This is a genomic window from Mesotoga sp. UBA5847 (assembly GCF_002432735.1).
GTDB lineage: Bacteria > Thermotogota > Thermotogae > Petrotogales > Kosmotogaceae > Mesotoga.
Genome location: NZ_DJGL01000080.1, coordinates 46,257 through 68,590 on the forward strand (window position 1 = coordinate 46,257; position 22,334 = coordinate 68,590).

Below are 22,334 nucleotides of genomic sequence, written 5' to 3' on the forward strand. Positions count from 1 at the left end.
CACGATGTGCCCCTATAGTTCAACGGATAGAACAGCGGATTCCTAATCCGCAGATGAAGGTTCGATTCCTTCTGGGGGTACCAGGCGGGGTTTTCCTCGCCTTTTTTATTGGTAATTAGCATAATGGAAACTGGCACAGAAAAGGCTACTTAGAGTACGTTAATTAGCTGTAGACGGTGCCATTCGCCCGTACATCGATTTGAGAAGTATTCATTATGGTCATAGAATTCTAATGAAGAACACCAATATGGAGGAGGTATTCTCGTGGCCGAAACAAGTCTGTTTCAAAATGCACTTAAGCAATTCAATAAAGCTGCCGATGTCATGGATCTTAGCCAGAGCATGAGGCAGGTCTTGTCCTTTCCGAAAAGAGAGCTAACTGTCAATTTCCCCGTAAGAATGGATAACGGGGAAATCAAGGTCTTCACTGGACACAGGGTACAGCACAATGTTGCCAGAGGTCCGGCAAAGGGAGGAATCAGGTACCATCAGAACGTTACTCTCGATGAAGTGAAGGCACTGGCTTTCTGGATGACATGGAAATGCGCGGTAGTTGGTATCCCGTACGGAGGTGGAAAGGGCGGAGTTTGTGTGAACCCTCAAGAGCTTTCAATCAACGAGATTGAAAGACTTTCAAGGAGATTCTTCTCAGAGATTCAGATCATAATAGGTGAAGGAGAAGACATTCCTGCGCCAGACGTAAATACTAACGCTCAGATAATGGCCTGGTACATGGACACATACTCCATGAACGTTGGTCATTCAGTTCTCGGAATCGTTACAGGCAAGCCTCTGGAAATAGGTGGTTCTAAGGGAAGAACGGAAGCAACGGGTCGCGGAGTAAGAGTGGTTGCCGAAGAAGCTCTAAAGTACAAAGACATGGATCCGAAGCAGGCGAAGGTGGCCGTTCAGGGATTCGGAAACGTAGGATCGTTTGCGGCGAAGCTAATAGATGAAGAGATGGGTTCAAAAGTCATCGGTGTGAGTGATGTTTCTGGTGGACTTTATAATCCTGAGGGTTTCGACATCGATGATCTGATCGCATACAGGGATCAGAACAACGGAGTGATCGAGGGCTACCCGAAGGGACAGAAGATCAGTAACGAAGACCTGCTCGGACTCGATGTGGATATCCTCGTTCCAGCAGCTCTTGAGAATGCGATTACTGAGAAGAATGCAAAGAACATAAAGGCAAGAATAATCGTCGAGGGCGCAAACGGTCCTATGACACCGGAAGCGGAAGACATAGTTCTTGGAAACAAGATCTTCGTTGTTCCCGACTTCCTGGCAAATGCCGGAGGAGTCACAGTCTCATATTTCGAATGGGTACAGGGACTACAGCATTATTTCTGGGATGTGGAGGACGTAAGAAGAGCTCTCCAAAAGATAATGAGAGAGGCTTTCGCTTCCGTAGCATCGACAATGAACAAGTACAACATCGATATGAGAACTGCCGCATATGTTGACTCTATAGAGAAGGTTGCTCACGCCACAAAACTCAGAGGAATCTATCCCTGATACATCTGCTGTCAGATTCACGGAGCGGAAGAATTGTCTTCCGCTCTTCTTATATGTTGGGAGAATCAGAGTAGCTCAGATAAGTAGAAGTTGTCGTCAACTCTGTAGGCTGTCAAATAGCCTCCATAAACACAGCCAGTGTCTATACCGATCTTTCCTTCTTGAATTAGTGGGCCGCTAATTAAGGGTGTATGACCAAACACAACCGTACGGTTCCTGATAGGGTTTGGAGTCTCCAGAAATGGTTCTCGGATCCACAGAAGATCCTTTGGATTCTGCTTCTTCAAGGAGATTCCCGGCCGTACCCCGGCATGAACGAAAATGAAGTTGTTCTCTTCGTAGTGAAGAACAGTCTCGTTGAGAAACTCAATATGGTATTCTGGAACAGATCTAATACTCCCATAACTTCTGATTGTTGTTTCCATCCCGTTATAAGCCCAGATCGTAGATCCTTCGGCGCCTCTTAGATAATCAAGGAACATCTGCTCGTGGTTACCTCGAATGAAATGACAGTCATGGTTTACGGAAAGTGATATCAGAAAATCGATGACTCCCCTGGGGTTCGGTCCACGGTCCACATAATCACCAATGAAAACAAGAGTGTCGTCAGCTTTGAGATCGATCGCCTTTATAAGTCTTTTGAGCGGTGAAAGGCAACCGTGTATGTCACCGATTGCATAGGTCAACCGAGAAATCTCCTCATAAAGAGTTGCCAGAGAAAGGATATTACAATTCCTGCAAGCGGGCTAATTATCCATTCTTTCTTGGAGTCCCTTGAAAAGACTGCCCGGAAAGCAAGCCCGGCAGCAACCGAGATAATGACCCAAGTCCAGTGATTTGCAAGAATGAAGATAAATATAGACATTCTCTCAGCGATTCCGATTGAGTCGGTAGCCTCTTCCGGCAGTATGGCCCCTCGAAGAAAGTACGTGACACCCACGGTTACCAGAAGCATTCCCATGAGATACCAGGAAAACTCAACAGTGACAAATGATTCTATGAGGAAGCTTCTTCCAAGTAAGGTGAAAAAAAGCAGCAGGAAAAACGCAATGACTTCGATCAAGAGGTTTGGCAACCTCTTGCGGCCCATGTCAACAGTGACTGTCAGGCCGATAGAAAGTATCAGTAAAAGTATTCCAAGAGGGCTTGATAGAAAGACGTCGAAAGTGAAGGCAAGAAAGATCAGAACGACCCAAATGAAATGCATCCAGAACTTCTTATCATCCATCTTTGCAAGCTTTCGATTATTTACAAATGCATGATCAACTACATAGTAAGCCACCAGAAGATGTAATGGCATATCTCAACCTCCGATCTTTTTTTTGCTGTTCCATGGTAGCACAGGAACTAGAAAGGTTGCAACAACAAGTGCGACAAGAACCCCAAATCCGAGGCTTACACCGAATGTGCTCAGGAGTTTTCCCCTTGCAAAAATGAATGAGAAGAAGGTTAGCATTGTCGTTGCCGAAGACATGGTTATTGATTTGAAGGTTCTGGCCAGCTCTGTGTTCTTCTTCTCCCTAGAACTATGTATAACGTAAACAAGTGAGTCTACACCAATTCCAATTATCAGCGGGGCAGAGATTACAGTTACAAAAGTCGTCTCAATTCCCATCAATTCCATTAAACCAAACATCGACATCAAAATTCCGACCATTAGAACTAATGTTTTGAGTCCGTCTATGATGGACTTTCTTTCGATAGAAACGACGACAAAGATTGCTAAGAAGGCAACCAGACATATTGGAAGGGAGATGATTCTCACAAGGTCCATCAGGTAATGGAAAACTTTGGGATACCCTCCGAAAGAAGCTCTGAGTTCAGGGCTGAGACTGTCGTAAATAATCTTTATGACGTTGTTTCTATAGATTATCGATAATGGTTCTGAGTTCATAACGAAATACGTCTCACCATTGGCAGCCTTGTAGAGAAGCTGATCTCTCAGGCTTTCCGGTATGACCTCGGTAGCAAGGTCAATTAGATCATTCGAGCCTTCAATGGATTCCGCTCTGTCAAGGAGTTCTACAACGAAGTCATAGTAATTTGCTTTCTTGAAAACGGCCTCAATTAACGGAGAGTCTCTCAGCGCATTGATTTCCCTGGTAACTTGCTGCATCTGATTAATGTAATCTCCCTCTCCTCCTTCGATGACAGAAAGTATTGAGAAGGAGCTCTTGAAATTCGGGTTCTGATCGATTTCCTCATGCGCCCTTCTTAGAGAATCTATATCTGGAAGTATAAATGGCACTGTGTTTATAATACTTCCCCCGAAGGTTCTTTCAATTAGGCTGGGAACTGCGATCTGTTCTGAGTCGGTTGACATCAATCCGGGTGGAGTATAGGAAAAGCTTCTAATATTGTTCAAACCAAGATAGCTGAGCATCAGGATAAGCATGAAGACAACTCCTCCGAAAACGACGCCGAATTTCAAGATTACCTTCGAGATTCTCAGGAAAAATCTGTCGAGCAGGTGAATGTTTGCCTTCTTTCCAGGATTTATTACGGTCATGATCGAAATTGCGGGCAGATAGACTGTCATTACGATAAAGAAGACAACAATACCGATTGCAGAGAGAATCCCCAGTTCTCGAATGGCCGGGGAGCTGATTACTGCAAGGATCATGAAGACAAGAGCTGTCGTTATCATACTTGCCGAAAGAGGTTTTATAAGAGCTTTATAGGAGCTGTACAAAAGAGTTACCGGGTTCTTCTCTCTGTTTGCCCCATCCGAAAGTCTGGTTATCATATGTATTCCATAGTCGATTCCCAGTCCAAGCGTTATGGCGGTGACGAAGGTAGTGATGATGTTTAGAGAGCCGAAGATTACGTAAGCAAGGCCGAGAGTGATGAACATCGAAATAGCCAGTGAAGAGAAAACGCATAGGGTAACCTTCCAGCTTGAATAGGCAATGAAGAAGAGAAGAGAGATTCCTACAAGCGACAGCACTGTTGTCAGCATGAAATCATCATTTACTTGCCTGTGCGAGTCGTAAGTTCCGAAGTGATCTCCTGCCATTCCATAAGTTACTCCGTAAACTCTGCAGACACCGTCAAGCCACTCTCTTAGTGCTGGAATCACTCTTTTCACGTATGATACATCGGAAGAAGGCCCATCGAGCCTGATACCCATAACCAAAACCATCGGGTCGTTAACAGGAATTGATTCTGGAAGTCTTATGAAGCTGATGAAGTCTTCGCCTTCCGGTTCGTTTGCAACTAGTCCTTTGAGGTCCTCAAAACCGAGCAACATCTGTCCAAGGCTTCGAATAGCAGAGAAATCGTAGTTGACGAGTCTTTGGACGGTCCTTGAAAGATCCTGATCTCGATTTCTGATTGAGGAGAGTTGTCCTGGATCGACCATTAGGAGGCCCAGAGGCCCGAGATCAGACATTAGATCGAACCTCACAAAGGATTCGATACTCCTGAATTCGTTTGATCCTTCGTAAATCCCTCTCGCAGCCGAAATAAGATTCTCTATTCCCTTTTCAGTTTTGTCTTGTGTTTGCAGAACGATGTAAGTGACATCGCCAGAAGTGTCTCCGTTTATGAAGCGATTGTACTGCTTCACGACAGGATCGTCCTGTGGAAGAATCTTAAGCAGATCTGAATCAATATTCAGTTTCAATGAAAGGTATGCACCAAATGCACCAAGAATTACGAAAAACACTACTACTGCTGCACGGTGTCTTACCACGAACTCACTCAATCTCTGCAACAAATAATCACTCTCAGTCATTTCTTCTAAATTGAACAAGCAACTCTAGTATATCAACTTTTGCATGGCCAGAGATCGATATTAAGCGACCAAAGCTGAGTGTTCAGTCCCTGATAAGAAAATATCTGACCGGAAGAAATGGTATCGAGTATCTCTCGACCGTCTGTAAGAAGGATTCGCTAATAGTCGCGCCTTCTCTGAGAACCACAATGGGCCCACTGCCGGAGAAAACATCTGAAACGAACCTTCCAGGACTGAGAGAGTGCATATAATGGACTTTGGCGAATTCGAACCCTTCTTCCTGCAATGAATTGAAGTCTGATTCCATAACGATTGTGTAGCCGGGGATATAACTTAGTCGGAAAGCTCCGTAGTCGATGAACTCCAGCCTGGTTACAGCTGAACCGAAAAAGTCGATTGTCTCTCTTTCTCTTGAACCTTGTTTTCCGCTTTCAATGACAAAAAGTGTCTGCAATCTCGAGAAGGTTTCAAAGTATGGACTGACAAACGTTCTCACCTCGTTTTCAGTAGACATTATCCAGGGTCCTACGTTTTCCTTCTCTAGCTGTTTAAGTACAGAGCTGAACTCCTCAACTGCTTCGAGATGATTCTTGAAACCTTCAAGCACCGGCAGAAACTTGTTTCTAAGAAAGAAGTCGGGAGCGGCACTCCGTCTCCCGATATTCTGAAGAGCTTCCAGATTAACATACAATATCACCAAAAGCCCGAAAATCAAGGCAATTAGCGAAATTACGATTGGCAAACTTGCGATTCTCAATTTACGGTCTTCACTCCTGGACTTTCGAGGATTATCTCGATTGCTTTTAAGAGTTGAAGATCATGTTCGATGTCTATAGTGGCTTTGGATAGTGTTAGTTCGCTTCCGTTCTCTTCAAGGACATCATCACCCGGTTCAACGATGATATCTGGTTCTATACCCTGAAGATGAATATCATTACCATCTGGAGTGAAATAATGAGCAGTTGGCAGCCATATTTCGCCTCCATTGGAAAGATTGAAAACAGTCTGAACTGCAGCCTTCCCAAAGGTCTTTGTTCCGATAACCGTTGCCAGTCCGTGATCTTTCAACGCTCCAGTAAGTATCTCTGAGGCCGATGCGCTTCCTTCATTAACAAGCACAACGATTGGTTTGTCTTTGAAGTAGGCATTGTATCTGGATCCCCATGAGTTGTATATTTCTTCCTGACCGTCTCTGTACCTAATCGTTATTACTCTCTGGCCTTTGGGCAGAATGAGAGATGAGATGTTCAGAACACTTTGCAGAAGTCCGCCTGGGTTGTTTCGCAGATCGATTATGTAGGCCTCGCTGTTTCTGCTAAGGTTTAGCGCATCCTGGAATTCATCGTAGGTTGGCGCGTTGAAGCCCGTAATGTGTATATAAGAGATTTCGATATCTTCAATATCTATCAACTCACTCTTTACGCTCCTTATTTCAATGAATGCCCTGGTAATTTCAACGAAGAAAGGCTCAGTGAGAGTTTCTCTGTAGACCTCCAAAACCACTTGGGTATCGGGGTCTCCTCTGAGCATGTTGACGGCACCGTAATAGCCGACATCGGAAATTGGTACTCCATCTATTGTAAGAATCAAGTCGCCGGGTCTTAGGCCCACTCTTTCTGACGGGCTCCCGGCCATAGGTGCCACCACTTCAAGACAATCAAATTGAATGTTGTACTGAACAGTAGAACCAATACCACCATACTTGGAGCTTGTGTCAAGCTCATTCTCCCTGGTTTGAACGGGATCAAAATACCATGCAAATGGATCATCGAGTCCACGCATCGTACCTGTCAGAGTCTCATCTAGAATCACGTCATAATCTACCTTTTCAATGTCGTAGTAGTTTCGATCTATATATGTAAGTATCTGAAACACAGGACTGAACTTCTCGAACATCTCATCGTCCGTCATAGTTGTAAATGCCCCCAGGAAGAAGACCGCAATAAGAACCGCGATCGACGCCGTTATCCTAAAGGCTTTCTTCTTAGTCATGCAACTTCCTCCCTTCTACTTTTATACCGAACACCAGGTATGTAGTATGGCCGACCATTCTGTCTTCCGGCCTAAACCTTTCGGGATTGGTCTTATAGCTTCTTGCCATTATCTCCCATACCTGAACATCGATAACTCCTAGATTCCTAAGAATCCCGATCGTTTCTTGAACCTGGTTGGCTGTAGGGCAGATAACGCAAATCCGTCCGCTTCCCTTAAGAATCATTATCGAAGTTTCAAGAGAAGCAGAAGGTTCGGGAACATCAAGAAAGAAGGCATCGGCTATCTTACTGTCTTTGCATTCTACAATATCTCCCGCTACGAAGTTCACCCTTTCTGCAAATCCAAGGTGCCCGACATTTTTCTTGGCCTTCTCTAAGAAGTCTGATCTCTTCTCGTAGGTGACGACTCTGCCAGACTCACCTACTTGACGAGAGAAGACTGAAGTCATTACGCCAGTACCCGTTCCGGCTTCGTAGACAACGTCACCCGGTTTTATGTCCAGGTTTAAGAGAATGAACGCAATATCCTTCGGGTAAACGATCTGAGTTGATCTTCTCAACGAAAAGATTCCGTCGATGATAGACGGTTTTATCAAATACGCATCTCTCAGACCAAGACTGATCCTTTCTCCGAATTCCTTGCCCACAATTGAATCAATCATTAGGTTTCCACAGTGAGTCTTGAGAACTGTCCCTTTCTCGACTTCAGAGAAGTACTTTGTTTCTTCATCTTCAAGCAGGATCAGTACTTTGTCACCGTATTCAATCATCTAGACTCCTCTGAGTTTTATTATGTTCTCAATCAGGCTATCGAGTTCTTCGATCTGGCCAGATTCACTGGCTTCGACAACGCACTTTCTTGCGTAGCCTTTGACAATCATCTCCGATACTCTTGAAAGAGCCGAGTTCACTGCAGAGACCTGAGTAAGAATGTCTCCGCAAACCCTGTCGTTTTCAACCATTTTCTGCAAGCCTCTGATCTGGCCTTCGATCCTCTTCAACCTATTCAAGACCGCTTTCCTGGTCTCTTCATCAACTCCGTGCATGCCTTCACCTCTTAGGAACCGAATACACTGCCGCCTATGAACTCCTTTATAATGGAGGTTCTCGGAATATCCTCCAGATTCGTCATGGGGAGCACGTAATCTATGAACCTCAGAAGCCTCTTAGCTTCAAGATACTCTGGTACCGAATCGTCTATCTGAACTAGCAAAGGTTCTGCGAATGCTTTCAATGCTGCCAAATCGTATACAATTGCAGAATTGAACATCACATCCGCCTCTTCCTGGAAGGGAAAGATATACTTGTCTTCTCCCCTCCTAACGCTTGACCACATTCTTATTGTATCAAGCGCCGAGTGCCCTCTGAATCGATTGTCACGCACGATTCTACGCAATAATCTGACATCAGTAGTAGGTATTCTGTTCAGGTTATCGAGATTCATCTGCGTCAGAGCGCTGACGTATATTTTGAACTTTCTCTCGTGAGGTACGGAACTGCTGAGCAGCTCATTTAGGCCGTGAATTCCCTCGATTATGACAGGCTGACCCTCAGAGATCCTGATAGGTTTGTCATGAAATCCGCTCTTTCCAAGAATGAAGTCAAACTTTGGAAGCAAGACTTCTTTTCCGTCAAGCAGCTGCGAAATCTGTTCGTTAAATAGCTCTATGTTGAGAGCATAAATCGATTCGAAATCATAGTTTCCGTTTTCATCTCTCGGAGTCTTCTCTCTATCGACGAAGTAGTCGTCAATAGATATCTGTATAGGTTTCATCCCCAGTACTTTTAGATGCAGCATCAGCCTCTGAGAAAAGGTAGTCTTGCCCGAGCTTGAAGGGCCGGCTATAAGGATAAGACTAGGCTCTTTGTGTGCGGCTATGAGATCTGCAATCGCAGCGATCTTCTTTTCATGGAGAGATTCCGCAATATTGATTATCTCTCTTATCTCCTTTGGACCTTTGCTTATTATTTCGTTCAGCTCGCCCACGGTCTTAACACCAAGAATCTTCCCCCATTTCTCGTGCTCCAGAAAGACTGTTGAGATCTTTGGCTGATCAACAAATACTGGTAGTCTGTCTGGCTCTTCGGTATTGGGAAGGTTCAGAATGAAGTATTCTCCATACGGAATTAGCGCGAAGTTCTTAACCGCACCTGTCGAAAAGGGCATATATCCATAGAAGTAATTTAGGTATCCCTTACATCTGTAAATGTTCACGGTTGACTTCTTTCGGTATTTGAACAGAAGAGCCTTGTCTCTCTGCCCATCTTCGTTGAACATCCTAATGGCCTCAAATTTGCCCAACGTTCCCTTTTCGAAGACATGGTTCTCTTCAACAAGCTGTCTCATCTTGTCTTCAATTGTCTTCAGATTATCCGAAGTAGGCTCTACACACTCAATATCACAGACAAGGCCAGAGCCTCTTGAGTGATGGACATTTAGTTGCACAGCTCCAAAGAGCTCTCTGATTGCTATGAAGAGAATGAACAGAGTTCCCCTTGTGTAGATTCTTAACCCGTCTAGAGAAGACAGATCTACGAACTCTACTTCCTGTTCCCCGTTTACCTTTCTGCAAAGCTCTATCAAAGCATTGCCTGATTTCGCGGCCATAATGGGAGCTCTGTGGAAGCTGACACACATTTTGGAAAGTTCATAGAAAGTAGTCGCTTTGGTTACTGTAACTTTCCTACCCAGTTCTTTTACAAAAATCTCGTGGTTAGCCATAGAATCACTCCAAATCGTTGACACCACAAATAGTCGATGTTAGAATCTATTTGCTGTGGGGCGTAGCCAAGTTGGTAAGGCATCAGATTTTGGCTCTGACATCCGTAGGTTCGAATCCTGCCGCCCCAGCCAGAAAAGGGTGGCTATCGCCACCCTTTCTTATGACTAGTTGTTTGTCTCGTTCGGTCCTTCGCTATCAAGACTTACGTCCAGATCGACATCTCCTATTTGTGAAGGTGCCTCGATTTCAAATGGAACACTCAATTCGCCTGGAGTAACTTCGGTGTCAAAGTCTATGTCGCTAGAGGTTTCGAACTCCGTTGAGTCAGCTGTCTCGGTTGCATCGATCGTTTGGCTAGCGTTCAGTTCTGAGATATAGAATTCGATAGTCTCAATTAGACTCCTGATAGTCTCGTCTTCCGGATTAAATTCCAGAAGCTTCTCCAGGTAATGCTTTTCAGCCATAAGGTAGATCTCCATTAGAGGTTCGTTTTGCTCCAGATTTGCCATCTTCTCATAGATGTCAACAAGCAGATAAAGCGCACTAATCTTCAGATCCGTCGCGGCTTCTGTAGAGTTAATTACCTTTCGATTCAGATCTCCTTCTATGCTCTGAATAGGAGAGTCAATCAAGAGAGATCTAGCCTGCGCTCCAAAGTACTGACTATAGTATTGAAGATAGCTGTCCAGCAAGGCGGGGTTCTCCAGCAGAGGCCTCACGTTCATGTTGTAGGAGTTCTCGTTGTACATGTATGCGACTTCTGGATTATTGCCGTCTATCTGGTACATATAGTTTACGACTTTTGTTGAGTTGGGCATTACAGAATAGAGGTATCTAATAGAGCTCTCGAAACGGGAGTTCGTTTCGTCATAAACTTTCCGCTTATCTGCCAGCATCTCCTGAACTTCTTCCAAACTCTCAACACTGAATTCTGTCATGTATTCTCGGGCCCTTTTAGCTTCAGAAAGAACACTTCTCAATTCAGTGTTTGTTGCCGGAATTGTTTCAAGCTGACCGTTAATATCCTCAATCGACATCGATGTTGCGGTTGCTGGAAGAGCCAACAAGAGATCCTCTAGATCTTCCAAATCGAACACCTGATATCTGAGGTTGGTTACCTCGTCCTCAACTAACTGCGTATAGAAGACAACCGGAAGGTACGATTCGCCTATGAGGACATTTCCGGATTCGTCAAAATAGTCGCTTTCGAGTTCTTCCAGAAATCTCTTGGCCTCCTGTCTGTCTCTTCTTGCTTCATCATACTTGGAATACATCTGAAGATCGGGATCGTTTATCACATGCGATAGATTATTCTCCACTCTGTATTCTGCGATCCATTTGTCGAATTCAGCGTTCTCAAACTGATTCATTTCAGTCTGATAAGAGGGGGTGTTAACGAATTCCTCGAAGCTGTCGAATGTAGACTTGTTGTTTACAAGTATAAGGTGGTATCCGAATTGTGACTCGACAGGGCCGACCAAAACACCGGGAGTTGCGTCAAAAGAAGCGTCTTCGAATTCAGGAACCATCTCTCCTCTTCTGAACTCCCCAAGGGCACCGCCACTGGCTGCAGTACCTGTGTCTATCGAATACCTAGTAGCGGCTTCGGCAAATGAGACCTCACCATTCTCAATCATCGCCTTTATTTCGACTGCGCTCGCTTCATCAGAAACAAGGATATGGTCTGCATCTACCCTCTCATAATCGAACTTCAAACCTTCTAGATTCTCCTCAACAAAAGTCTGGAAGCGACTATTCATGTCTGGAATCGCCTTGTTTGTGACATTCACAGTTAGCAACTGCGTTGCCACATAGTCTTTGATGAGCGCTGAGAAGGCATCGACAGAACCGTACTGGTAGATTATTGCGGATCTGGTTTCTTCATCTGCAACATACTGATCAACTATCCTCTTTGTCTCAGACTCGACCTGTGCAGTCGTCGGAAGGACTTCATTCTCTGTTGCATAGAGAAGCAGTGTCTTCTGATCGATCAATGACATGAATATGTCGTATCTAATTCCCATTTCGCTGGGATAGTTTTCCATCTCAAAATACGGATCTAGGGTATACCCCTGGCTTCTCAGGTTCGTTAGTGTGTCGCGTACCGATGTTTCGTACTCTGAATAGGTAATCCAGTAATTTGGATCAGAAAGAGGTGTGCCGTCCTTTGTGAGCCCTCCAACGGTTTCGCTGAAATTGACCGTAGCTCCTGTGTTCTGTTGATTTCCCTGAGAGCCGCTTCCAATATACTGGGCAACGGACCACCAAATAATTCCAACTCCAAAGAGTACAGCTACTGCCCAAACGACAGGCCGTTGAATAGATTTCATGAAATTAGGATTTCCTCTGGATTTCTTCTTTGGCATTTACTTTTCAACTCCCTCCAAGCACCAAATACTCTACAACCAAGAGGGGGAGGTTCATGCCTCCCCCGGCTTCACGAATTATACCATAGTAAGTTTGCTCTTGTAATCGGCGCAACGTCAAGAAAAATGATGGATTTAACTAACCGACCTGCTTAGCGTAGACCCTGAAGTCAATGTGCGGAAATATGGAGTCAATCCATTCCAGGGTTTTCAGTCTGCTTTCATCTATCGAATTACTCTCGATTTCTCCATAGAGCCTCAGCAGCCTGTCAATATGAGTCTTGGTTCTGTTAACAGCGTATTCCACTGTCGTGTTAGTTGTTATGATGAATGCCCAGTCGCTTGACTGAGCAAGAAGAAGCTCTCTAGCCATCTGATTTAGCGCCCTGATTCTAAGTGCGTCGTCTGTTCTTTCAAACTTCCTTGCGAGTTCAATCATTCTCCTGGAGCCTTCATCCAGATGCCGATATATCCAGTCGTTTCTACCATTCAGCCAAACTTCGTTGTATCCGTTGGCTCCCCAGGTAGAGGTATTGGGAGTGACTACCTGTGCCTGATCCATTGAGTTGATAACTTCTGGAGGAGTTGAAGGAACAACAATGTCATCTCCGCTAAGTTCTCTGAAAAGCTCCTCAATGAACAGAGGACCTTCATACCACCAGTGACCGAACAACTCTGCATCGAAAGGAGCAACGATTACAGGTTCTTCTCCGTCAAACTGACTGGATAACCTCCTAACCTGTTCTCTCTTTCTGTTTGCGAAATCCTTTGCGTGTTCTACAGTAGCTCTTCGGGCATCGTCCAAGTCATAATAGCTCTTTTCGTTGAGGGGTACATCTTTGCCAGTTATCTTATAATACTTTATTCCAGTGTTGCACCGCTCTCCACTCGGATCTATGTAGGGCCTAATATAGTCCTCTTCCCTGTCGAAGCCCACGTCTCTATAAAACTCTCTATACCTTGAATCACCGGGATAACCAACTTCGGCACTCCATACCTGTTGACTTGATTCGGGATCTCTTGCGAGCACAAAAACATTCTCTGGTGTAACTACCGGTCTGTATACTCCGTATCTCGGTGCCGGATCTCCGTACCAAAGGCTGTGAGAGTCAACAAAGAAGAAAGAAAGTCCGTGTTCGCGCAAATACGAATCGAAGCCTGGGACATAACCACACTCGGCCAGCCAGATTCCTCTAGGGTCCTTCCCAACATGTCTCCTATAGGAGTCAACTCCGATGCTTATTTGAGCATTTATCGCCTCAGGGAAATTGGTCATCAGAGGTAGAAAACCATGAGTAGCGTTACATGTTACAATCTCCAATTCTCCGCTATCCTGGAACCCTGAGAATTCTCCAACCAGATTGCAGTTGCATTCTTCATAGACTTTCCTAATGTCTTCCAGTTCATGAAGATAATGCGTAGCCAGTCTGTTGGCGGCCGGGTGTTCTGCAGAGGTTCTCGAAATCTCTATTTCTGCAAGCTCAATCGATGATCCAAGATAATTGAGATACTTCTTCTGCAGGTCGTTATTGGCAAGCATTTCCATCAGAGGCGGAGTTATGCTCATCGTCACTTTAAAATTCACTCCGTCACTCCTCAGCCTTCTGAAAGCCTGTAAGAGCGGTATATATGTCTCTGTAATGGCCTCGAATAGCCATCTCTCTTCCATGAAACTCGGGAAGTCAGGGTGGTTGATAAACGGCAAATGCGCATGGAGCATTAATACGAATCTCCCTCTGCTCATAAAATCATCTCCCGCTTCTGCTCTTCGAGATAGTCTTGATGAACTCTTCAGAAGAAGGATTGCCTGTTGGTCCCGAAGATTTCGTGATTCTCGCACGTCTAGAACTCTCGTGAGAGACTTTCAACTCTTTCCTAGAGCCTTTTCTCAGATCTACCCAGATTTCATTATCGGTAAACTTCGGCGAGTTCCTCGGTGTCCGCGTAATTCCAGATTTAAGAACGCTCTTGAAATGACCGTCACTGTAGTAACCGATCTCGGCAATGTAGTCTGCATCGGGAAAATCAACCTGGAAATACCAGTTGCCTGCATCGATAGAGATGTCAGACTCCTTAAATCTGTGAGCATTCTTTCCATCGTAGATGATGTTAGTAATATCACTGACTCTTACAAGAAGCCTGAATTGAGAGGTCGAAAGATCTCGAGCAGTTCGTTCAGAAAGATCCCACTCCACATACACCCAGTAAGGATTCACTGGATGGATAGTAACAAAATCATGAAAGTAGGATGATGGGATCTCTGCATTTACTGGCTTGGAAGGGCGAAGGATCTCTGAGGGAGTCTTTGTCGCTGCATCGCTCGAAACATGTTTGCTCTCCTGAGCATGCTTCTTCAGAGCACGAGAGATATCCTTTTTTCCCATAGTTCTCTTAAGGTTAATCCCCATCATTTTCGCGAAACGTCGGAGATCCTGAATCGTCGGGTCGGAACTTAGAAAAGATTGAATTTCTTCGTTAATCATGTTGAAAACCTCCTGGGCATGAGTTTCTCCTCGAGTAGATGATAACATACTCCAGGAAGATAATTCAAGTGATTACAGTTGACTAAAGGTGATTATTATCAATTTTCTTTCGCAGACAACTTAAATTGGCAGTTTTACGTAATATCTCTTAGCTTATCGACTACGTAGTCAACCATATAGTCGCTATCTACCTGAAACTGCGACCCGTCACTCATTACCCTGACGGTCACTATATCTCTTTCGATTTCTTCCTTTCCGATAATCAGAGAGATCTTCGCTCCGATTCTTGCAGCATGTTTCATTTTGTTTCGCATGTTTCTTTCCATCACGTCAACGTAAGTTGAGACCCCAGCTTTCCGGAGCCTTCTGGCATAATCGAATCCTTTAACACTCTCTTCTCTTCCAAAGGTAAGAACTGCAACTTCTGAGCCTCTTGGGATACCGGCTTTCGAGTTTTCCGATTTGAGAAGCATTATAATTCTCTCAAGACCTATCGCAAAACCAACTGCGGGGCAGCTCTTTCCTCCAATGTACTCAATAAGACCGTCGTATCTACCCCCACCGACTAACTGATCCTGGCTACCTAAAGAAGAGGACCTCACTTCGAAGGCAGTTCTACTGTAATAATCTAGTCCGCGGACCATGAATTGATCAACCTCATACTGAATACCTGCTTTATCGAGGTACCACTGAAGCTCTTCAAAGTGACTTCTACAGTCAACGTCGAGGTAATCTAGAATACTGGGGGCTCCTGCAACCCGTTCTCTATCAACCTTACAGTCAAGAAGTCTTAGGACATTCGTTTCGTACCTACGCTGACAGTCAGAACACATTTCGGGAAGCTTGTCACTGTAGTATTTTTTGAGAGCCGTCTTATAATCCTCTCTGCACTTAGGACAGCCGATAGAGTTTATGAATAACTTCGCTTTGTTCAATCTCAATTCTTTGAGGAAGCTGTAAGCCATCTCAATTATCTCGAAGTCTGCCAAGGGACTTTCTGAGCCAAGTATTTCCGCGCCGAACTGATGAAACTGCCTTAGTCTACCGGCTTGTGGCTTTTCGTAGCGAAACATCGGCCCGTTGTAGAAGAGCTTAATAGGCGACCCGAGATTCACAAAAGAGTTTTCGATGAATGCTCTGGCCACGCTTGCCGTTCCTTCGGGTCTCAAAGTGATCGACCTGCCGCCTTTGTCTTCAAATGTGTACATCTCCTTCTGGACAACGTCGGTAGATTCACCCACGCCCCTCTGAAAGAGTTCAGTCGCTTCAAAGATTGGCGTTCTGATTTCAGTGAAGGCGTACTTATGAGATATATTCCTTATGGCCTCTTCAACATAATGCCAGTATCCAATGTCTTCATAAGATATGTCCTGAGTTCCCTTTATTCTTGTAATCATGACTTTAAGCATTCCTCCGTCTTCTGAATATGATCTTTCCATCTCTAAGTAGTTTAGTTATAGCATATATTACGACAACGAATTCAAGCCTTCCGAGAAACATTCCTATTGTCTCGGTCCATAGGAGTCCGGCCGGTGCTCCGGGGGACGTTATACCTACCGAAAGGCCAACAGTGCTCAATGCCGAAGCAAACTCAAAGGCAGAAAGAGCCATCGAGTTTCCATATGACATCAATATTCCTGTTCCGACTGCATAAGTGAAGAAGTACAATGAAAAGACCAACAGAATCTCTTTGACCAGTGAATCGTCGATATACCTTTTCGTTTCACCTTTCCATATCTCCTGTTTTAGAAGCGCATCCTTTGGAAGGAAATAGCGTCTGATTTCGAGCCAGAGAATCATGATCAGAGCAAACAAACGGTATTGCTTGAGGCCTCCCGAGGTTGAATCAAGGTCTCCACCGAAAATCATCAACAAAACTATCAAATAGATACCGAACTGATTCCATGGGACAAAGTCCACGGTAGAGAAACCGGTACCTGTTAGAGCCGAAACAGTTTGAAACAGGCCGTGCCGAAATCTTTCTGCGCCCGATGAGTAAACCACCGTAAGAGTACCGGTCATAAGAAGAGGTGTGAAAACAGCAAGAATTACGAACATCAGTTTCGGTTCACCGTTTTTCCAGAAGGCTCTGAAATTCTTCTTCCACAATGCGTAATGTATTCCGAATCCGGTGGCACCCAGTATCATCAACACAATAGTGACTATTTCTATGAAGATGCTGTTGAATTCCCCTATTGATCCGGTTCTAGTCGAAAATCCGCCAGTTGCCAGAGCCGTCAAAGAATGATTTACAGCATCGAAGACATTCATTCCAGCTAGCACGTACATCGCGATTCCTGCCAGTGCATATGAACCGTAAATCACTGCTATAGTTCGCGTGGAGCTCTTTATATTCGGAACGAGATTATCCATTCGTCCTTCGGCCTTATAAAGACCGAGCCCCGAAGGTCCGAGAATCGCGGACATCATTATGATTGCAATGCCAGCTCCACCGAAGTACTGCATCAAGCTTCTCCAAAGCAGAAACGTTCCGGGGATTTTTTCAACGTCCACAAGGGTTAGACCAGTCGTTGTCCAACCACTTGTCGACTCAAAAACTGCCTGTGTGAAGTCTAGATAGCCCCCGATAACAAAAGGAAGGGCAGACAGTAGAATTGCGATTATCCAGGAGAAGAGGACTACTATCGCGCCCTCTTGAACTGTGATTGCGGAGCCAGGTTTAACTCGCATTGTCATTTTTAGAACAAGTCCCATGACAAAACTCAGAAACGCAGTTACGATGAACGAAAGACTCTCGGCAAATGTGGAGGGATTCCAAATGCAATATGACAAGGGAATCAGCAATAGTATCGGGAAGAAGATGAAGAGATTCCCCAAGTATCCAAAAACAAGCCTATATCTTTGCTTCAGAATGTTTTGAAACATCTACACCTCTCCCAGGAGGGTTTCAAAGACTGAAGATTGAACGGTTGGACTGCTCAGAACTAGAAGAACATCGCCCCTTTCAATGATTGTACTACCTCTTGGAATGACCACTTCGTCATCCCTGACAATCGCACCTATGACGCTTTCGTCCGGAAGAGGGATATCCTTGATAGCTTCTCCGATTATTGGGGACTTGTCCGTCATCTCTATCCTTAGAATCGAGACTTTCTCCGAAGAAGGAAGGAGGTTCGTAATATTCTCTCTGAAGAGGCTATCTTCAAGAGCAACGCCCAGTATTTCCGTTGGGCTTACAACACTTTTAATTCCCATCTTTTCGAAGACTGCTTTGTTGTCTGGATCATTCACCATAGCTACCGGGCGCTCGATACCATAGACTCTGGAGGCCGTTAGGCACGCAACGAGATTGTCCTGATCATTAGGAGTCAAAGCAACAAAGAGGTCCGATCGATCAAGCTCTAGTTCCTCAAGAATGTATCTTTTGCTGCCATCGCCTCTTACGACCACCGCACGAAGTTTCTTGGCCATTTCGTCACAAAACCGATCGTTCTTATTAACCATCATCACGTTATGACCCTTACTCAGAAATCTCCTTGCCAGGTGATAAGCGATCTTCTCGCCCCCGATAAGCACGATCTTCATTTGTCGTCACCGCCGATGAAGTACAACGCGTTCTTGATGCTTTCAACCGCTGACAGTGTTGGACAAATAACTTCTATCCCAAAATCGGAGAACATCTGGATGTTATTCGGATCATAAGCTCTTGCCACGACTCTTGGAACTTCGAAGTACTCTTTGGCAGACATTGAGATCATCAAGTTAGTATTATCATCCGTAGTGAGAACGAGGGCAACGTCGGCCTTGTCAAGTTTGGCTTCCTTCAATACATCGAGTTCTGTTGCGTCGCCCATTATGTTGAAACCTGTGAATTCGTACGAGAGCGCATTGAAAGAAGATTCGTTTCTATCGACGACAACCACACTGCAACCCATTGAAGAGAGCCAGTTAGCCATTCTCGATCCAAGTCTCCCGCAACCGAAGATAACGATGTAATACTCATCCTTCTTGATTGCACCCTTCATGAAAGGCATCTCTTACTCCTCCAGCTTCTTCAGTTCTTCAGAAGCTTCTTTGAAAGCCTCATCAAGAGAAAGTGAGGCTTTAAGATGTTTTGCAGCAAGTTTTGGATTATCTTTGGCCACCAGCAGTGCATAAAGAAAGTGAGGGAATGGTGACCCAGGGAAGTCGGAGAATAGGGCACTCATCAGTGATTCGGCCTTGGCGGTTTGGCCATCTTCGATCAATCTTCTGATTTCCCTCGCGCGCTTATAGATACTGTCTTCTTCTCTCAAGGCAAGTTCAAAGGCATCTCTGATTTCCTGAGGTGTGAACGGTTTGGTAAGAAAATCCACTATTCCCGCTTTAAATGCTTTTCTCATTGATTCGGGAGATATGTCTGACGAGACTACTATTACGGGAATTGAATATGCTCTATTCTTAAGTTCCTGGAGGAATTGAATTCCATCCATAGAAGGCAAGCTAAGATCTGTGAATAGGAGGTCTGGCTTTCGTTTCTCAATCTCTTCCAGGGCTTCCTCGGCAGTCACGAAAGTATGGACTTCATTGTCTTCGTTCTCCATGGTCTTCTTGACAATTCGCCTGACATTCAGCTCGTCATCGACCACGTAAACGAGTGCCATGCAATCACCTCCACAACACAAATCATATTACCACATTAAGCTCAAATAGTGTTTGAGAGTTTCCACAAATGGAATTCTTAGAAACTGTTTGTCTCGATTTGTTTCTTTGCGAAGTCAAAAAGAAAGGATATGGCAAAGCCGGATACAATGAGAGGGAGGTTCAATACCTCAATAGTCAATAGGCAACTTGAGATCAGTAATCCCTCGAGCCAGACACTAAACACCACAAGAACCTGGTATATTGAGAGCACATAGGAGAAGAAGCTTCCAACCAACAGATGCGAATACCGTTTTCTTACATTGCTTTTCTTCTCAGCGATTCCGAAAAAGTAGATAGCGGAGTTTATTCCAATGATGATGGCAAGAAACCGATCGCGATCAGTCAGAAGCAATCCGAAAAATGAGTTTATCGCGAGAGCTGCAAAGAGTACTCCACCGAACATAAGCCAGAATGTTATCGACCTGCCTCTCATAGGAATCCCCCAACTACTCTTACGATTAGTGCAACAGTATAGGCAACTGTAAGACTGTAGAAGACGGAGAAGAATACATACTTGTAGCTTCCGGTTTCATTCTTTATCACAGCAAGTGTTGGCATGCACGGAACATACAGAAGTACAAAAACTAGAAAACTCAAAGCTATTTCAGGGGTAATCAACGTTCTTATAGCACCAAGAGAGCTTCCTGAGACGCTAAGATTTCCAAAGAACGTTGTGAGCGATGAAACGATGACTTCTTTCGCGGCTATTCCGAAAACCAAACTGGTTATCATTTCCCACGTGTAACCCAGGGGTATGAAGAGCGGTTCAAGTGATTTCCCAATCATGGCTGCGAAACTCCCTGTCCCTTCTGTGGGAAAGTAACTGAGAAACCATATTACAACAGAGGCGCCAAGTATTATCGTACCAGCCTTTTCGAGAAAGTGACGCCCCTTGTTCCAGGTATAGAGAATTAATGAACTTAGCCTCGGTTTTCTATAACGTGGAAGCTCCATTATCAACGTGGAGGGCTCGCCCTTGAAGAAGAGCTTGTTGATCAGCAGTGCGGAAAGGACCGTTATAACAATACTTAAAACGTACAAAAAGAAAATCACTACACCGGCTCTTGCGCCGAAGAAGGTGCCTGCAATCAAAACATAGACTGGAAGCTTCGCGCTACAAGAGATAAAAGGTGAGACAAGAATGGTTACTATTCGCTCTTTTGGTTCAGAGATCGATCTTGTCGACATAATAGATGAAACATTGCATCCAAATCCAAGGAGCATAGACATGAAGGAGCGCCCGCTGAGTTTCATTGAATACATTAGTCTATCAATGACAAAGGCAGCTCTAGGCAAGTAGCCGGTTTCTTCAAGAATTCCAAGCGCTAGGAAAAGTATGAAAATGTTAGGCACGAAAACCAAAACGGCTCCAACGCCTCCTATTATTCCCTCAACAACGAGAGAACGAAGCCAATCTACGCCGATGAAGCCGCCAAATGCGCGGCCAAGGCCTCCGAGCAGTTCTTCAATCATGATAGATAAGGGTCCTGAGATAGTGAAGGTCAGCTGGAAGACGATGTACATAACCGCAAGGAATATCAAAATCCCAAGAAATCTATGGGTCATAACGTGATCTATTGCTTCGGAAAAATTCCACCCTATCTTTTCTTTACCCTTAACTGATGTGGAAAGGATCCTTTTTATATATTTATAGCGAGTTTCAGCGATTTCCACAGAGAAGTCGTAGTCCAGAGTTATTCCCGTTATTTTTTGAACTTCATAGTCCTTTTCCAGAAGCTTTATCGAAAGCCAACGTTCGTCAAACCCGGCCAGAGAAGGGTTTCCCCTTATTCTCTCTGATAGATCCCTAAGGTGAGCTTCCACTTCATCGGAGAAAAGATAGTGGACATGGCTGCTGCTCTTGGTGCTCTTCACAAGAGTATTCTTCAGCTCTTCGATACCTTCGCCTGTGACCGCCGAGGTAACGACAACCGGAATGCCAAGCTGCTTCGAAAGCTCGTTCTTGTCGATCTCAAAGCCTGCTTTCCTCGCTTCGTCGACTGCGTTTACTACAAGAACTACATCTCCGCGAAGCTCAAGAACTTGAAGAAGAAGATAGAGACTTCTTTCTAGGTTGACGGCATCACCTATGACTATTGCGACACCAGGCTTCTCATTCACAAGGAAATCCCTAGCTATTTTTTCATCAAGACTGGTGGCACCCAGAGTGTAAGTGCCTGGCAGATCAACAACATCTATGGTGTGATTGTGATGCCTCATCACTCCGGCTCTCTTTTCAACAGTAACACCGGGCCAGTTCGCAACAACCTGTCTCGAGCCGGTTAGACTGTTAAATATGCTTGTCTTTCCAACGTTTGGGTTTCCTAGAAGCGCTACGGTAATTTCCTTTGAATCGATTCTATCTGGCTGATTTTTCACGGATAAGTTTATCTCTCCCTGACTATGATTCGCATCGCCTGACCTCTCGAAAGCGTTGAATAATTGCCTTTAACGCTGATTTCAATCCGCCTTCCAAGATTACCGATTACTGTAAGTCCTTTGCCTTCTTCGATCCCCAGCAATCGCAGCCTTTCTCTAAATCCCATCCCACCGTTTATGAGACTAACCAAGTAATCTCCTTTGGAAGCGTATGAAAGAGAAATTGAAGATGTCTCTACAAGTATCCACATAGATATTTCATCTCTAAGAGTAATATCTGTGCCCTTTATTCTGTAGACTTTTGGATCACCAAAAGGAGCGACTTTGATCAGCTGTATCTCCTCGCCGCTAACAAAACCGAGACCACATAACCGCTCCCTCGTTATCGGGGGAAGCTCTAATTTTCTGATTTTGCCCTTTTCACCTTCGCACATTCTTGACAGTGGAACAACCATTGACATCACCATTATTGAGAATTTGTCTCAATAAGA

The 22,334-nt window shown here is 44.6% G+C and carries 20 protein-coding genes and 2 tRNA genes; 3 read left to right on the forward strand and 19 right to left on the reverse strand.

The window, feature by feature from the left end:
- Positions 1-8 precede the first annotated feature (8 nt).
- A tRNA-Arg gene (locus B3K91_RS10035) sits at positions 9-83 on the forward strand.
- A 181-nt stretch (positions 84-264) separates the two neighbouring features.
- Positions 265-1,518, forward strand: a complete 1,254-nt coding sequence (locus B3K91_RS10040) for a Glu/Leu/Phe/Val family dehydrogenase (RefSeq protein WP_214060504.1) — start codon at positions 265-267, stop codon at positions 1,516-1,518.
- Between the two features lie 65 nt (positions 1,519-1,583).
- Here the strand turns inward: B3K91_RS10040 and B3K91_RS10045 are convergent, their stop codons facing one another.
- The 8 genes from B3K91_RS10045 to B3K91_RS10080 form a co-directional block, all read right to left on the reverse strand.
- Entirely contained in the window at positions 1,584-2,204 is a 621-nt protein-coding gene (locus B3K91_RS10045; protein ID WP_214060503.1) for a metallophosphoesterase family protein, read from the reverse strand.
- Entirely contained in the window at positions 2,201-2,818 is a 618-nt protein-coding gene (locus B3K91_RS10050) for a hypothetical protein (protein ID WP_214060502.1), read from the reverse strand. Before B3K91_RS10050 ends, B3K91_RS10045 begins: the two co-directional genes overlap by 4 nt.
- Before the next feature lie 3 nt (positions 2,819-2,821).
- On the reverse strand, positions 2,822-5,236 hold the full coding sequence (locus tag B3K91_RS10055) for an efflux RND transporter permease subunit (protein WP_292591808.1): 2,415 nt from the start codon (positions 5,234-5,236) through the stop codon (positions 2,822-2,824).
- Positions 5,237-5,336: 100 nt separating this feature from the next.
- Positions 5,337-6,011 carry a hypothetical protein gene (locus tag B3K91_RS10060; protein WP_214078594.1) on the reverse strand — a complete coding sequence of 225 codons (675 nt, stop codon included), beginning with the start codon at positions 6,009-6,011 and terminating at the stop codon, positions 5,337-5,339.
- Complete coding sequence (locus B3K91_RS10065; protein ID WP_214078595.1) at positions 6,008-7,246, reverse strand: S41 family peptidase; 1,239 nt, start codon at positions 7,244-7,246, stop codon at positions 6,008-6,010. Before B3K91_RS10065 ends, B3K91_RS10060 begins: the two co-directional genes overlap by 4 nt.
- Entirely contained in the window at positions 7,239-8,018 is a 780-nt protein-coding gene (locus B3K91_RS10070) for a tRNA (adenine-N1)-methyltransferase (protein WP_214078596.1), read from the reverse strand. The genes B3K91_RS10065 and B3K91_RS10070 overlap by 8 nt, the downstream gene beginning before the upstream one ends.
- Complete coding sequence (locus B3K91_RS10075; RefSeq protein WP_099829161.1) at positions 8,019-8,294, reverse strand: metal-sensitive transcriptional regulator; 276 nt, start codon at positions 8,292-8,294, stop codon at positions 8,019-8,021.
- A gap of 11 nt (positions 8,295-8,305) precedes the next feature.
- Positions 8,306-9,970, reverse strand: a complete 1,665-nt coding sequence (locus B3K91_RS10080) for a nucleoside kinase (protein WP_214078597.1) — start codon at positions 9,968-9,970, stop codon at positions 8,306-8,308.
- A gap of 56 nt (positions 9,971-10,026) precedes the next feature.
- Between B3K91_RS10080 and B3K91_RS10085 the strand changes: the two genes are divergently transcribed.
- Positions 10,027-10,102, forward strand: a tRNA-Gln gene (locus B3K91_RS10085).
- Positions 10,103-10,135: 33 nt separating this feature from the next.
- On the opposite strand, the gene B3K91_RS10090 is transcribed toward B3K91_RS10085, so the two are convergent.
- The 11 genes from B3K91_RS10090 to B3K91_RS10140 all read right to left on the reverse strand — a co-directional run bounded on the left by B3K91_RS10090 (position 10,136) and on the right by B3K91_RS10140 (position 22,298).
- Positions 10,136-12,337 carry a peptidylprolyl isomerase gene (locus B3K91_RS10090; protein ID WP_214078598.1) on the reverse strand — a complete coding sequence of 734 codons (2,202 nt, stop codon included), beginning with the start codon at positions 12,335-12,337 and terminating at the stop codon, positions 10,136-10,138.
- Positions 12,338-12,476: 139 nt separating this feature from the next.
- Positions 12,477-14,081, reverse strand: coding sequence for a glycoside hydrolase family 57 protein (locus B3K91_RS10095; RefSeq protein WP_214078599.1), 1,605 nt, complete (start codon positions 14,079-14,081; stop codon positions 12,477-12,479).
- A 4-nt stretch (positions 14,082-14,085) separates the two neighbouring features.
- Positions 14,086-14,820, reverse strand: coding sequence for a DUF4912 domain-containing protein (locus tag B3K91_RS10100; RefSeq protein ID WP_214078600.1), 735 nt, complete (start codon positions 14,818-14,820; stop codon positions 14,086-14,088).
- A 134-nt stretch (positions 14,821-14,954) separates the two neighbouring features.
- Positions 14,955-16,229, reverse strand: coding sequence for a histidine--tRNA ligase (gene hisS, locus B3K91_RS10105; RefSeq protein ID WP_292591799.1), 1,275 nt, complete (start codon positions 16,227-16,229; stop codon positions 14,955-14,957).
- Positions 16,222-17,706: a TrkH family potassium uptake protein gene (locus tag B3K91_RS10110; protein ID WP_214061299.1), complete on the reverse strand. Its 1,485-nt coding sequence runs from the start codon at positions 17,704-17,706 to the stop codon at positions 16,222-16,224. Before B3K91_RS10110 ends, hisS begins: the two co-directional genes overlap by 8 nt.
- On the reverse strand, positions 17,707-18,366 hold the full coding sequence (locus B3K91_RS10115) for a potassium channel family protein (protein ID WP_214061300.1): 660 nt from the start codon (positions 18,364-18,366) through the stop codon (positions 17,707-17,709). It abuts the gene before it with no gap.
- Complete coding sequence (locus B3K91_RS10120; protein ID WP_214078602.1) at positions 18,363-18,815, reverse strand: potassium channel family protein; 453 nt, start codon at positions 18,813-18,815, stop codon at positions 18,363-18,365. Before B3K91_RS10120 ends, B3K91_RS10115 begins: the two co-directional genes overlap by 4 nt.
- A gap of 3 nt (positions 18,816-18,818) precedes the next feature.
- A complete protein-coding gene (locus tag B3K91_RS10125; protein WP_099829153.1) occupies positions 18,819-19,424 on the reverse strand; it encodes a response regulator in 606 nt (201 codons plus the stop codon).
- A 77-nt stretch (positions 19,425-19,501) separates the two neighbouring features.
- Positions 19,502-19,897 carry a hypothetical protein gene (locus B3K91_RS10130; protein ID WP_214078603.1) on the reverse strand — a complete coding sequence of 132 codons (396 nt, stop codon included), beginning with the start codon at positions 19,895-19,897 and terminating at the stop codon, positions 19,502-19,504.
- A complete protein-coding gene (feoB, locus tag B3K91_RS10135) occupies positions 19,894-21,843 on the reverse strand; it encodes a ferrous iron transport protein B (RefSeq protein WP_214078604.1) in 1,950 nt (649 codons plus the stop codon). Before feoB ends, B3K91_RS10130 begins: the two co-directional genes overlap by 4 nt.
- 8 nt (positions 21,844-21,851) lie before the next feature.
- A complete protein-coding gene (locus B3K91_RS10140) occupies positions 21,852-22,298 on the reverse strand; it encodes a FeoA family protein (RefSeq protein ID WP_214060059.1) in 447 nt (148 codons plus the stop codon).
- Positions 22,299-22,334 lie beyond the last annotated feature (36 nt).